Raw genomic sequence first — 12,729 nt, 5'->3', positions numbered from 1 at the left:
CGCCCGCCGCCACGGCCCTGCCGCACTGCACGCGGCTAGCTCTTTTCATCGAGCCGCTCTTCCTTGTAGCGGTTTTCCATTTCGTGCAGCCTCGCGTCGACGGTCGCAAGGTCGTAATAGCCGATCGTCTTCATGTCGCGCGCGTCCTTCAATTGACGGATCGCCGAAGGCCACGCGCCTTCCAGCGCGAACTTTTCAGCGAGCGCGCGATGACGCGTGAGCGCATCGCCCGAACCGGCGCTCGCCTGCGCGAGGTACAGCCACCAGGCGGGCTGATCGGGTTGCGCCCGCGTCTCTTTTTGCGCCAACGCCTGCGCCTCTGCAAAACGCCGCAGGCTCAGCAAGGTACGAATGTGCATGTCGATGGCGGCGTTCGATTGCGGCCAGCGTGTCTGCGCTAACTCGGCAAGACGCAGCGCGTCCTGGTCGCGTCCGGCGCGCCGCGCAATGTCGGCGGCGAGCACGTCGAGACTTGGCGAGCTGCGCGCAGCGTCGCCTTCCGCCTGCGCACCGGCCGCAAACGCGGCACGCGACGCAGCAAGCGACTGTGCCGCGTCGTCGTAGCGCTCGAGCAGCATCTGGCCATATGCGATGCCGTACCAGTTCGCAGCCACATTCGGCGCCGTGCGGTCTTCTATCTCCGAGCGCAGCCGCGAGATTTCGTCGGCGTAGTCGCTGCGCGAGCGGTCCTGCAAAAGGCGAGCCCGCGCGCGCACGAAGCCGTATTCGCTCGCCTGATGCGGTTGCCGGTAAGGCGCGCGCCGCGCGCGGTCTTCCATGTCAGCGATCCGCTCGCCGGTCAGCGGGTGCGTGCGCGCATAGGCCGGAATGCCGGTGTCGCTCATCGACGCCCGGTCGAGGCGGCCGAAGAACGTGGTCATCGCGTACGGGTCGTAGCCGGCGCCGGCAAGCAGCAAAAAGCCGACGCGGTCCGCCTCGTGTTCGGCCGAACGCGAAAAGCGCAACTGGTTGTCCACCGCATAGGCCTGGCCGCCTATCGCAATCGCACTGCCCAGGTCGCCGCTATGTGCGAGCACGCCAGCGAGCACGCCGAATAGCATGCCCGCGAGGGCCGCATAGCCGCTGCGCTCGCCGGTCGTGATCATCCGCGAGATGTGGCGTTGCAGGACGTGGCCCATCTCGTGGCCGAGCACGGACGCAAGTTCGGATTCGGTTTGCGTGGTGACGATGAGCCCCGTATTGACGCCGATGAAACCGCCGGGCAGCGAGAACGCGTTGATCTGCGGGTCGCGCACCGCAAAGAGGTCGAAGTCGGGGCGGTAGCCGCCGATGTAGAGCGCATTGGCCGCTGCCGCGAGTTTCCCGGCGACCGAGTTCAGATAGTCGCGCACCAGCCAGTCGTCGAGATAGTCCGGGTCACGGCGCAATTCGCGCATCACGCGTTCGCCGAGCTTGCGCTCCGCTTGCGGCGTGAGCGTCCCGGCGCCGCCGCTGCCGAGGTCGGGCAATTGCTGCGCGGTAATCGGCGCACGCCAGCCGCCGCTGTTGCCACCGCTGTTGCCACCGCTGTTCTCACCGCTGTTGCCTCTACTGCCGCCACGGTTCAGCGCGAAGTTGCCGGAAAAGCGGCTTTGCGCGCCGCCGTACACGCCGAACACGCCTTGGGCGATCTCGGGTGGCACCAGCGGGTCCGCATACGACTCCACCGGCCCGCTGACGAGCGGCGGCTCCGCGGATTGTGCCGACTGCGCGGCAGGCGCGGCACCGGAAGCGGCGCGAGCCTGCGCCGACGCAGCAGGCGGCACCGCGAGCGCGATACACAGCAACGCAGCAGGAAACCGTTTCGGACGCATTGCGAGTTCGTGTGACGGAATCGGATAGCGATGCCCGCGGCTCTGATCAACGCACTAAGATAGCGGACAAGGCGCAATTGTAATCAGTGAACGCGCGGGTGAGGCATGCGCGGGTGCGCCGCGCAGCCGCACTGCTATGATAGGCGCCCTCTGAAGGAGCCAACCATGCCTGACCTCACTCATTTCGACACTGCCGGCAACGCGCATATGGTGGACGTAGGCGGCAAGCAGGAAACCAGGCGCATTGCCATCGCGCGAGGTTCGATCCGCATGCTGCCGGAAACGTTCGCGCTGATTCGCGACGGCAACGCCAAAAAGGGCGACGTGATCGGCATCGCGCGAATTGCCGCGATTCAGGGCGCCAAGCGCACCGCCGATCTGATTCCGCTGTGTCATCCGCTCGCGCTGACACGCGTGAAGGTGGACTTCGAGCTGGACGACCAATTGCCCGCCGTGCACTGCATCGCGCAGGTCGAAACGCTAGGCAGAACCGGGGTCGAGATGGAAGCGCTCACCGCCGTGCAGGTCGGACTGCTGACGGTGTACGACATGTGCAAGGCGGTGGATCGCGGCATGACCATCACCGATGTAAAGGTGATGGAAAAGCATGGCGGGAAGTCGGGGGATTGGGTGGCGCAGTGAGCGCGCCCGCGGCGACGCACCTCGCGCTCACACCCTGCTCACACCGCGCTTGCGCCGTGCTTGCACGCGTTCAGGTGCCGGCGCGGCTTCACGGAAACCGCGATTCACTCCTCGTCGTCTTCCTGCTCGACGTCGCCCGAGGGCATGCCGTAGCGCTTGACCAGCTCGGCCTTGAAGCCTGCGAGCGTTTTCTGTTCATCGCAGAGTTGATACAGATAGCTCAACTGCGACGGCCAGTCTTTCAGTTCCTCGGCGAAGATTTTCAGCCGCTCGACGGTATCGAAGGCGCCGGCCGTGTCGCCGCTCAATGCCTGTAGCACCGCATAACGACGCAGCACCGTCTCTCCCGGCAGCAGGGCCATCGCCTGACGATGCATTGCCAGCTTGTGTTGAAGGTCCATCGAGTTCATCGGCAAAAGCGTTGCCATGCCGTACCCACCCCATGCCCTGAACAGGAACGACGGGTCCGCGCGATATTGCTCAGCGGGCCGGGAGCCGTAGTAGAGCACCTCCGCGCGCGCGTAATCGCGATACACCGGATACAGCGCGGCAATGCCGCCGAACACAATCGCAGCAAACACGCCGAATGACAGCCGCGCAGGCACGAGCCGCAGCGGGCGTGTCTCGAGCAACCCGAACACGAACATGGCAGGCAGCAGGAAGAACATGTACTGCTGCGGATATTCGACGAGCGCATGCATGACGAGCACGCCGATCAGCGCAATGCCGAAGACGCGGGCCGCGCTTTGCGGCGCACGCACCACGCGCACGAGCCAGGCAACGAGGCCGAACAGGACGATCGCGAGGCCGATCAGACCGGTCTTCGCGAGCAGGTCGATAAAAATGTCGTGCGAGTTGTTGGCGATCTCCACGCCGCCGAGCGTCTTCGCGAACTGGTACTGATAGCTCGGGAACTCGCCCCAGCCGACACCCAGGAGCGGATGCGTGCGGAACATCGTCCAGCCGTATTTCCAAAGTGCGAGCCGCGGCGCGATCTGGCCGGCGTCCTTGAAGCGGTCCGCCGCGGACTGCCCGAGCTCGAGGTGATAGCGCACATTGGCCCAACGAATCAGCGCATTGACGACGAAGAACAGCACCGCAAGCGCAAGCGGAATAAGCCATTGCCGATGGCTGCGGCGTAACTGCGGTTCGGCCCGAGTCTGAACCCACGCCATCCAGAAACCGGCCACGACGATCACGCCCATTTGCAGCCACGGACCACGCGAGACAGTCAGCGCGAGCCCCACCGCGAAAATGGTCGACGCGAGCGCCCAGATTGCGACGGCGATCCGGCGTGTCTGCGCGAGGTAGAGTGCACCCGCCATCGCGAATGCGATATAGGTGGCGAGGTGATTCGCCTGCGCCATGTTGCCGAATGGCCGACGCTCCACCGTCACGTTATACGCGACGACGAGCGGCGACACGCGCGCCTCGAGGTGAAAGAGCTGAATGACCTGGCAGAACACAGCAAACAATCCGCCGACGACCAGAGCGCAAGCCGCCCAGCGCAACGCGCTGTCACCGAGTTTTGCGCGAGCGAAGCCATAGCCCGCGTGAGTAGCCATGAAGGCGGCCAGCAGGAAACCGCCGCCGAGCCAGTTCATCGACGGCTGCGAGACCGGCAGCAAGACGGATTGCGCGACCAGCAGCAGGCCGAACAGCAACGGCACGAGCGCCACCACAGGCGAAGCAAAAGCCACGCGAGGCTGGGAGCCCGCAATCAGCAGGACCACGCCTGCGCCCATCAGCAGGTACAGCGCGAGAGCGGTGAATTCGGCGTAGAACGTCGGAATCGGATACGTGTGGTTGACGACTGCATAAGGCAGCACCAACGCGAGAGCCAACAGAACGAGAGAAAGGTAGCGCGCGAAAGGTGTGGGCATCGAGTAAGCGGGTGGGCGTCAGCAACCGGCGCACTATACAAAAAATTCCCTGTTCTGTGCGCCGGCTGGCCCGAAATATCCCGAAAATCAGCGATTTACGCTTGGATCGTTAGCTTTTGGCGCGTGTTGCATGTGTGGCGCGTGTGGCGCGTGTGCCTCGTGTGCCTCGTGTGCCTCGTGTGCCTCGTGTGCCTCGTGTGCCTCGTGTGCCTCGTGTGCCTCGTGTGCCTCGTGTGCCTCGTGTGGCGCGTGTGGCGCGTGTGGCGCGTGCCGCGCGTGCCGCGTGTGCCTCAGACGACGCACGTCACGCAGGATCGCGCTGGTCACGCCTGTCACGCAGCGGCAGTTCCATCAGCTACATCACGCGCGACATTCCGGCGGCGCCAGGTTCGAGGGCAATGTGGGCGCCTGCGCGGGAGTCGGCCCTGCGCCTGGCGCAGGCAACGACGACGCGGTCTTGCCGCCAGCGAAGCATTCCCACGCGAGCGCGCCCGCCTGAACCGAGCCCTTCGTCAATGCGACGCGCGCCGTGGGCGCATCGATATTGTCGGGCACCGACGGCACGAGCGTGATCGTATTGGAACCGGCCGGTGCAACACGCGTCGTAAAGGCGACAGTGATCTGGCCGCTGTCGTCGTCGATACGAACGGATTCGACGTTGCGCGTGGCCGGCGGCGAAGCGTAGCCGCCACCGAACGCGTTGCCGCTCGCCGCATTTTCGGAAACGGCGAGCCGGGCCGAGGCCGCGAGCGACAGGCCCTCGCCCACGCGGCTGCGCGCAAGATAGTCCTGGTACGCGGGAATCGCATAGGCGGCAATCACGCCGACAATCGCCAGCACGATCATCAGCTCGATAAGCGTGAACCCGAAACCGAGGCGTGAGCCGACGCGGCGACAGGCTCGCGCAAATCTCGCGGACCAGCGCGCTCGCGCAAACCGCAAGTGCGCCCGCGCGGCTTGCGAATGAGGGGAATAAGGCAAGGTAACGATCATCAGCAGGCTCCTGAAACGAAAAGCGCCTGCTCCGCGAATCGGGAACAGGCGCTTGCATCGTAGCGAGCCACGCTCGTATCAGACAGTCAGCCAGATGGCTAACGTCGAGGGCTCAAAACTCATGCTCTGCCCCGCTTCAGGCCGCCGCGGACCTCGCGTTGCGGCGCTTGATCACATAGCCAAGAATCACGACGAAAAGCGCGCCTGCCACGCTCATTCCATATTCGGCGAGCGGCGTGTCGAGGACCGGCCAGCGGTCGCCGGCAGGATCGTTGACGATCAGCCCGCCCGCAATCCAGCCAAGCAGTGCTGCGCCCAACGTGATGACGATCGGAAAACGGTCCAGCAGCTTCAGTACAAGCTGGCTGCCCCACACGATCAGCGGAATGCTCACCACCAGACCGAAGATCACCAGCGCGAGGCGATGTTCCGGGTCGGCGGCCTCGGCCGCGCCTGCGATGGCGATCACGTTGTCGAGACTCATGACGGCATCCGCGACGATGATCGTTTTGATCGCCGAGACCAGCTTGTCGGCAGGCTTTACGTTCTCATGCGCGTCGTGCGCCGGCGCCATCAGGCGAACGCCGATCCACAGCAGCAGCAGTCCGCCCGCGAATTTCAGCAAAGGCACGTCGAGCAACGCGACGGCGAACGCAATCAGGATGACGCGCAACAAAATCGCGCCCGCCGTGCCCCACAGCACGCCCTTGGTGCGCTGCGCAGGCGGCAGGTTGCGGCAGGCGAGCGCAATCACGACGGCATTGTCGCCACCGAGCAGGATGTCGATGACGATAATCTGGAAGACTGCGCCCCAGTGGAGCGTGGCGAGGAACTCGAGCATGAGCGAAAGAATAAGAAGAAACAGAAGGCGCGGCCAATAAAAAAGCGGAGGAGTGTTTCACTCCCCCGCTTTCAGCCGCACGCCAACGAAAGGATCTCGTAAGCGTATCAAAAAAGGCGCCGCAACTGGGCGCCTGTTTCGATTTACAACATCGCCTTCAGAAGACGCGCCATTTCCGACGGGTTCTTCGTGACCTTGATGCCGCAGGCGTCCATGATTTCCAGCTTGGCTTCAGCCGTGTCCGCGCCGCCCGAGATCAGCGCGCCGGCGTGGCCCATGCGCTTGCCCGGAGGCGCCGTCACGCCCGCGATGAAGCCGACCACCGGCTTCTTCATGTTGTCCTTGATCCAGTGCGCCGCATTCGCTTCGTCCGGACCGCCGATCTCGCCGATCATGATGACGGCGTCCGTATCCGGATCGTCGTTGAACATCTTCATCACGTCGATGTGCTTCAGACCGTTGATCGGGTCGCCGCCGATACCGACTGCCGACGACTGGCCGAGGCCGATCGCCGTCAACTGGCCGACTGCTTCGTACGTCAGCGTGCCCGAACGCGACACGACGCCGATGCGGCCCTTGCGGTGAATGTGACCCGGCATGATGCCGATCTTCAGTTCGTCCGGCGTGATCGTGCCCGGGCAGTTCGGTCCGAGCAGCAGCGTCTTGCGATTTTCGCGACGCATACGGTCCTTGATCTCGATCATGTCACGCACGGGAATACCTTCCGTGATACAGATCGCGAGATCCAGATCGGCTTCGACCGCTTCCCAGATCGCAGCAGCAGCGCCTGCCGGCGGAACGTAGATCACCGACACGGTTGCGCCCGTTTCAGCCTTGGCTTCCGCGACGCTCGCGTAGATGGGAATGCCTTCGAAGTCTTCGCCGGCACGCTTCGGGTTCACGCCTGCCACGTAGGCTTCGCGGCCGTTTGCGTATTCACGGCAAGCACGCGTGTGGAACTGACCGGTCTTGCCGGTGATGCCCTGCGTGATGACCTTGGTGTCTTTGTTAATCAGAATCGACATGTATTGACCTCTGTTCGTTTGGCGCCGCCCGGTGGCGCGACGCGGCGAAATGTTCTTCGCCCGCGCCGCTCATGCATCACACGCGCGGCGCCATTCGTAATCCTGGTTAATCCTCGTAAGTGCGCCTGTTGAACGCGCCTGGTGGGCGCGCCCGCAGTCTGGCTTTACGCCTTACCCGCAGCAGCCGCGACGACCTTCTGAGCCGCTTCTTCCATGCTGTCGGCCGAAATGATCGGCAGGCCGGATTCAGCGAGCATCTTCTTGCCCAGGTCTTCGTTGGTGCCCTTCATGCGGACCACGAGCGGCACCTTCAGCGACACGGCCTTGGACGCAGCGATCACACCTTCCGCGATCACGTCGCAACGCATGATGCCGCCGAAGATGTTGACCAGAATTGCGGTCAGGTTCGGGTTCTTCAGCATGATCTTGAAGGCTTCCGTGACCTTCTCCGTCGTGGCGCCGCCGCCCACGTCGAGGAAGTTCGCCGGTTCGCCGCCGAACAGCTTGATGGTGTCCATCGTCGCCATTGCGAGGCCCGCGCCGTTCACCAGACAGCCGATGTTGCCGTCGAGCGAGATGTACGCGAGGTCGAATTTCGACGCTTCCACTTCAGCCGGATCTTCTTCGTCCAGATCGCGATACGCGACGATTTCCGGATGACGGAACAGCGCGTTCGAGTCGAAGTTGAACTTGGCGTCGAGCGCGATGACCTTGCCGTCGCCGGTCAGGATCAGCGGGTTGATTTCGGCGAGCGACGCGTCCGTTTCCCAGAACGCCTTATAGAGGCCTTGCAGGATGGCGCGCGCTTGCGGAATCGAAGCGTCGGGCACGCCGATCTTCTTCGCGAGGTCGTCTGCTTCAGCGTCCTTCAGGCCGGTCGACGGGTCGACGGCAACCTTGTGGATCAGCTCGGGCGTCTTTTCCGCGACTTCTTCGACGTCCATGCCGCCTTCGCTCGAGGCCATCACGACGATCTTCTGCGAAACGCGATCGATCACGAGGCCGACATACAGTTCCTTCTTGATGTCAGCGCCTTCTTCGATCAGCAGACGGTTCACCTTCTGGCCCTCCGGACCGGTCTGGTGCGTGACGAGCTGCATGCCGAGGATCTGGTTCGCGTACTCGCGAACCTGGTCCAGCGACTTGGCAACCTTCACGCCGCCACCCTTGCCACGGCCACCCGCGTGGATCTGAGCCTTCACGACCCAAACCGGGCCGCCGAGCTCTTCCGCGGCCTTGACCGCATCATCCACCGAGAAGACCGGCTTGCCGCGCGGTACCGCGACGCCGAATTTCCGCAGGATTTCCTTACCCTGGTACTCGTGAATCTTCATGCGTGATTCCCTTCAGTCTGAGAGTTGGATTGAACTTCGTTTCCGCTACCGTCCAACATGCCGGGCGCATTGCCCCTGCCTTCGTGGCGGGCCGCCCCGTTGTCTGGCGATGCCGGGCGGTCAGCTGGGCGTGGCGCATGGCCATACCAGCGCGGGTAAAACTTCTGCACTGCCTCCCCGTCGAAACGCAGCGCCTGGCAGCGTCCCAACTGGAATGGCGGTTTATCGTTTAAACGTTCGGCGTTCCCGTCGGCCGACCCATTTTCCGAACTTGCACTGCCGCCTTGCGTGTCGTCACCGGTGTTCCATACGTCGCCGGCGAACGCCTGGATAGCGGCGGTCGGCAGGATCGCGCACAACTCCGTGAGATGCGTGCAGCCGGCCGTGCCGGCCAGCAAACGGGCAGCATCGCGACGGAAGTTGTGGAACAGATTGAGCCCGATGAGGGCACGGTAGGCGGGATTGCTGGCTTGGCAGAGCCCAGGATAGGGCACCCAGTCGGACGACGCCTCGGCGTCGACGACATTGAGCTTGCGATCGATGGTGATGCGAAGCCAGAGTTCATGGATCGGTTGACCATTGGGCCGGACGCCCGACGCAAGGACCACGTCGCGTGGCTTTTCGTCGGTCAGGCACGCTTCCACATCCCACAGGCCATCTTCTCGCTCATAAGCTTCCGCTCGGATTGCGCGGCGATGGCGCAATTGACGGGACACTGGCGGGGAAAGCGGCATGCGGAAAGGAAAGGCCGAATTGGAAAACGCGTGAATTTTAGCATACTGGGTATTCGAGACAGCCCGGAATGCGGCGGGGACGGCCTTCGGCCGGTTATTGGCGGGGTTATGGCCGGGATGGCCGGTGCAGGGGTGCCTGGCTCGCCGCTGCGGGCGACGCGCGTGGCTACTGTTGCGCCGCTCGCGCGCCGCTATTGGCACGCTAGTGGCACGCTATTGCCGCACTATTGCCGCGCTATTCGCCGCTCCATTCTTCGTCGATACCCTTGAGAATCTTGCCGATTGTCGCGCCCGAGAAACCGCGCGACGCGAGAAAGCGTGCCTGCTTCGCACGCTCGGCCGGGGTTTGCGGAAGCTGACCGAATTTCTTGCGCCACACAGCCTGAGCGCGCGCCAGTTCAGTTTCGCGTAACTGAGCGCTTGCCTCCTCGACCAGCGCCTGATCCACCGCATGCTGCTTCAATTCGCCGACAATGCGGCTTGCGCCAAGCCGCGACGAGCGGCGATGGATGAGGCTTTCGGCAAACCGCGAATCGGACAGCCAGTTCTCTGCCTCCAACGTGTCGAGCAGCGTGTCGAGCGAATCGCCTTCTTCGACGAAGGGTTTCAGCTTGCGTGCCAGTTCGCTGCGGCTGTACTCGCGACGGGACAGATAGCCGAGCGCACGCCCTTTGAGGGAACGTGCGGGGCGCGCGGATTTTTTCGACTGGGCCGGGTCCGGCTCAGAGGCGCCAGGCTGACTCGTGCCACGAGGCACGCTGGTGCCATCGAACTCGGTGGGTTCGCCGGGGGCCCGAGGGGTGTTGGGGGCGTAAGCGTTGCCGGCGGTGTAAGCGTTGCCGGGGGCACGGCGAGAGCCCGGGGCATTGCGAAAGCCGGACGAGCGAGATGCACCGCGGGCGCTGGACGAACCCCGTGCACTCGATGAACTGCGTGAGCGCGTATAGACAGGCTCCGCCGATTCCGCAGACTGCGTTTCAGGAAATTGAGCGTGCCGCGGAGCACGACCTGCGGCGCGATCATGTGCGTCGAACGACTCGAAGGGATCGAGAGGATCGAGAGGATCGAGAGGATCGAGGGGATCAAAGGGATCCGAGGGGCCGGTCGGATCGGAGGAATGCGACGACTGTGAGGAACACGACGAATATGACGAGGCCGACGACGAGGCCGCCACATGCGCTGACGCCGACCGATGCGCCGACCGATCCGCCGCCGGCTCCAGCGGCTTCGCCGAATCGCCGTCATCACGCGGGCCGCCCGTGTTGCGTCCGGTATCGGACAAAGGCCGGCCCTTGCGTATCACGGGGTGATTACTCTTCGTCCGCGACTTCCGCGCCTGCGCCGGTCACTGCCTCGGCCATGGCGTTCACGCCCAGCGATTCGCGGATGCGGTTTTCGATCTCACGAGCGATGTCCGGATTCTCGCGCAGGAATTCGCGCGCATTGTCCTTACCCTGGCCAATACGCTCGCCGTTGTAGCTGTACCAGGCGCCGGCCTTGTCGACGATCTTGGCTTGTACACCCAGGTCGATGATTTCGCCCTGACGCGAGATGCCCTCGCCGTACAGAATGTCGAAAATCGCCTCGCGGAACGGCGGCGAAACCTTGTTCTTCACCACCTTGACGCGCGTTTCGTTGCCGATCACTTCGTCGTTCTTCTTGATCGAGCCGATACGGCGAATATCCAGGCGCACCGACGCATAGAACTTCAGCGCGTTGCCGCCGGTGGTGGTTTCCGGATTGCCGAACATCACGCCGATCTTCATGCGGATCTGGTTGATGAAGATCACGAGGCAATTGGTACGCTTGATGGTGCCCGTCAGCTTGCGCAGCGCCTGCGACATAAGACGCGCTTGCAGACCCGGCAGCGAGTCGCCCATTTCACCTTCAATTTCAGCCTTCGGCACGAGTGCCGCGACCGAGTCGATCACGATCATGTCGATGGAGCCCGAGCGCACCAGCGCGTCGGCAATTTCCAGTGCCTGCTCGCCCGTGTCCGGCTGCGAAACCAGCAGGTCGCTCACGTTCACGCCGAGCTTGCCCGCATATTGAATGTCCAGCGCGTGTTCCGCGTCGATAAACGCCGCCGTGCCGCCGAGCTTTTGCATTTCGGCGATGACCTGGAGTGTCAGCGTGGTCTTACCCGACGACTCCGGACCGTAGATTTCGACCACGCGGCCGCGCGGCAAACCGCCGACGCCAAGCGCAATATCGAGGCCGAGCGATCCGGTGGAAACGACCTGGATGTCTTCGACTACCTCCCCTGCGCCGAGCCGCATGACCGACCCTTTGCCGAACTGCTTTTCGATCTGCGCGAGGGCGGCAGCGAGTGCCTTGCTCTTTTCAGCAGTCAGTCCAGCCGAGCCTTTCTTGCTTTCTTCCATGAATCGTCCTTTGCTATGATGAACGGCGTCTGAGGCAGATGTGTGGTCCACTTTGAAAGGACAGCACACGAAACCCAGACACTGTATAAAAAAACAGTAGTTTTGGCAAGTGCGATTCTCATGCGAACGCGCATTTTTACTCTCGCGCTGCCCAGACCACCCACAATAATTTTCGGAGACCGCTGTGCGCCGCGGGGACACCCAAGGTGCCGGCCAACGCCCTGAGCTGGCGCATCATGCGAATTCTGATTGCCGAAGACGACAGCATACTCGCGGACGGTCTGGTTCGATCACTCCGCCAATCGGCCTATGCCGTCGACCACGTGAAGAACGGCGTGGAGGCCGACACCGCGCTGTCCATGCAAAGTTTCGATCTGCTGATCCTCGATCTCGGCCTGCCGCGCATGTCCGGGCTCGAGGTGCTGCGCCGCCTGCGCGCCCGCAATTCGAACCTGCCGGTGCTGATTCTCACCGCGGCGGACAGCGTCGACGAGCGCGTCAAGGGCCTCGATCTGGGCGCCGACGACTACATGGCCAAGCCGTTCGCGCTCAACGAACTGGAAGCCCGCGTGCGCGCGCTTACGCGCCGCGGCGCGGGCGGCGGCCCGACCGTCGTGCGGCATGGCTCGCTGTCGTTCGATCAGGTGGGCCGGATCGCTTATATCAACGATCAGGTGATCGACCTGTCGGCGCGCGAGCTGGGCCTGCTCGAAGTGCTGCTGCAGCGGATCGGCCGGCTGGTGTCGAAGGAACAACTGGTCGACCATCTGTGCGAATGGGGCGAGGAAGTCAGCAACAACGCAATCGAGGTGTACGTGCACCGGCTGCGTAAGAAGATCGAGCCGAGCGGCGTACGCATCATTACCGTGCGTGGACTCGGTTACTGCCTCGAAAAGGCGGTCGTGTCCGCAAACCCCGCTGCAGGCGGCACTGTGAACCCCACTGTAAGCGGCACCGCAAACGCCGACGCCAGCCCCGCCGTCGCGCCGTCGCCCAACGGCCCGGAGCCGGCGCCTTCGCCCTCCTCGCCAACGCAGACGCCGTCGGGCGCCATGCCGGCGAGCCATCACTACAAATAG

11 protein-coding genes are annotated in these 12,729 nt (G+C 63.7%); 2 read left to right on the top strand and 9 right to left on the bottom strand.

Features of this window, described 5'->3' with window-relative positions:
- Window positions 1–35: 35 nt before the first annotated feature.
- Entirely contained in the window at window positions 36–1,814 is a 1,779-nt protein-coding gene (locus tag JNB89_RS06580) for a M48 family metalloprotease (RefSeq protein WP_220361703.1), read from the bottom strand.
- Between the two features lie 165 nt (window positions 1,815–1,979).
- Between JNB89_RS06580 and moaC the strand changes: the two genes are divergently transcribed.
- Window positions 1,980–2,456, top strand: a complete 477-nt coding sequence (gene moaC / locus JNB89_RS06575) for a cyclic pyranopterin monophosphate synthase MoaC (RefSeq protein WP_220361702.1) — start codon at window positions 1,980–1,982, stop codon at window positions 2,454–2,456.
- A 104-nt stretch (window positions 2,457–2,560) separates the two neighbouring features.
- Here moaC and JNB89_RS06570 read toward each other — a convergent pair whose 3' ends face one another.
- The 8 genes from JNB89_RS06570 to recA form a co-directional block, all read right to left on the bottom strand.
- Window positions 2,561–4,339, bottom strand: coding sequence for a PglL family O-oligosaccharyltransferase (locus JNB89_RS06570; RefSeq protein WP_220361701.1), 1,779 nt, complete (start codon window positions 4,337–4,339; stop codon window positions 2,561–2,563).
- 360 nt (window positions 4,340–4,699) lie between these two features.
- A complete protein-coding gene (locus JNB89_RS06565; protein WP_220361700.1) occupies window positions 4,700–5,332 on the bottom strand; it encodes a pilin in 633 nt (210 codons plus the stop codon).
- A 136-nt stretch (window positions 5,333–5,468) separates the two neighbouring features.
- Window positions 5,469–6,173: a TerC family protein gene (locus JNB89_RS06560; RefSeq protein ID WP_013340409.1), complete on the bottom strand. Its 705-nt coding sequence runs from the start codon at window positions 6,171–6,173 to the stop codon at window positions 5,469–5,471.
- A 143-nt stretch (window positions 6,174–6,316) separates the two neighbouring features.
- Complete coding sequence (gene sucD / locus JNB89_RS06555; protein ID WP_013090441.1) at window positions 6,317–7,198, bottom strand: succinate--CoA ligase subunit alpha; 882 nt, start codon at window positions 7,196–7,198, stop codon at window positions 6,317–6,319.
- A 164-nt stretch (window positions 7,199–7,362) separates the two neighbouring features.
- Window positions 7,363–8,532, bottom strand: coding sequence for an ADP-forming succinate--CoA ligase subunit beta (gene sucC / locus JNB89_RS06550; RefSeq protein WP_027212505.1), 1,170 nt, complete (start codon window positions 8,530–8,532; stop codon window positions 7,363–7,365).
- On the bottom strand, window positions 8,529–9,266 hold the full coding sequence (locus JNB89_RS06545; protein ID WP_013340411.1) for a DUF2889 domain-containing protein: 738 nt from the start codon (window positions 9,264–9,266) through the stop codon (window positions 8,529–8,531). The genes sucC and JNB89_RS06545 overlap by 4 nt, the downstream gene beginning before the upstream one ends.
- Window positions 9,267–9,501: 235 nt before the next feature.
- Complete coding sequence (gene recX / locus JNB89_RS06540; protein WP_346656196.1) at window positions 9,502–10,440, bottom strand: recombination regulator RecX; 939 nt, start codon at window positions 10,438–10,440, stop codon at window positions 9,502–9,504.
- 136 nt (window positions 10,441–10,576) lie between these two features.
- The gene (recA, locus tag JNB89_RS06535) at window positions 10,577–11,650 is read right to left on the bottom strand and encodes a recombinase RecA (RefSeq protein ID WP_013340413.1); all 1,074 of its coding nucleotides are present in this window, start codon (window positions 11,648–11,650) and stop codon (window positions 10,577–10,579) included.
- 236 nt (window positions 11,651–11,886) lie between these two features.
- On the opposite strand from recA, the gene JNB89_RS06530 reads away from it, so the two are divergent.
- A complete protein-coding gene (locus JNB89_RS06530; RefSeq protein WP_220361698.1) occupies window positions 11,887–12,729 on the top strand; it encodes a response regulator transcription factor in 843 nt (280 codons plus the stop codon).

The sequence above is a fragment of the Paraburkholderia phenoliruptrix genome, from assembly GCF_019511605.1.
In the GTDB taxonomy this organism is placed as follows: domain Bacteria; phylum Pseudomonadota; class Gammaproteobacteria; order Burkholderiales; family Burkholderiaceae; genus Paraburkholderia; species Paraburkholderia phenoliruptrix_A.
Note: the sequence above shows the minus strand (reverse complement) of the source record. Positions and strands in the feature narration are given on the sequence as shown.

What these genes read in the sequence shown, in the direction of transcription:
- recA (WP_013340413.1), bottom strand. Translation starts at nt 11,650, where the DNA reads ATGGAAGAAAGCAAGAAAGGCTCGGCTGGACTGACTGCTGAAAAGAGC.
- JNB89_RS06580 (WP_220361703.1), bottom strand. Translation starts at nt 1,814, where the DNA reads ATGCGTCCGAAACGGTTTCCTGCTGCGTTGCTGTGTATCGCGCTCGCG.
- JNB89_RS06565 (WP_220361700.1), bottom strand. Translation starts at nt 5,332, where the DNA reads ATGATCGTTACCTTGCCTTATTCCCCTCATTCGCAAGCCGCGCGGGCG.
- sucD (WP_013090441.1), bottom strand. Translation starts at nt 7,198, where the DNA reads ATGTCGATTCTGATTAACAAAGACACCAAGGTCATCACGCAGGGCATC.
- JNB89_RS06530 (WP_220361698.1), top strand. Translation starts at nt 11,887, where the DNA reads ATGCGAATTCTGATTGCCGAAGACGACAGCATACTCGCGGACGGTCTG.
- sucC (WP_027212505.1), bottom strand. Translation starts at nt 8,532, where the DNA reads ATGAAGATTCACGAGTACCAGGGTAAGGAAATCCTGCGGAAATTCGGC.
- JNB89_RS06570 (WP_220361701.1), bottom strand. Translation starts at nt 4,339, where the DNA reads ATGCCCACACCTTTCGCGCGCTACCTTTCTCTCGTTCTGTTGGCTCTC.
- JNB89_RS06560 (WP_013340409.1), bottom strand. Translation starts at nt 6,173, where the DNA reads ATGCTCGAGTTCCTCGCCACGCTCCACTGGGGCGCAGTCTTCCAGATT.
- JNB89_RS06545 (WP_013340411.1), bottom strand. Translation starts at nt 9,266, where the DNA reads ATGCCGCTTTCCCCGCCAGTGTCCCGTCAATTGCGCCATCGCCGCGCA.
- moaC (WP_220361702.1), top strand. Translation starts at nt 1,980, where the DNA reads ATGCCTGACCTCACTCATTTCGACACTGCCGGCAACGCGCATATGGTG.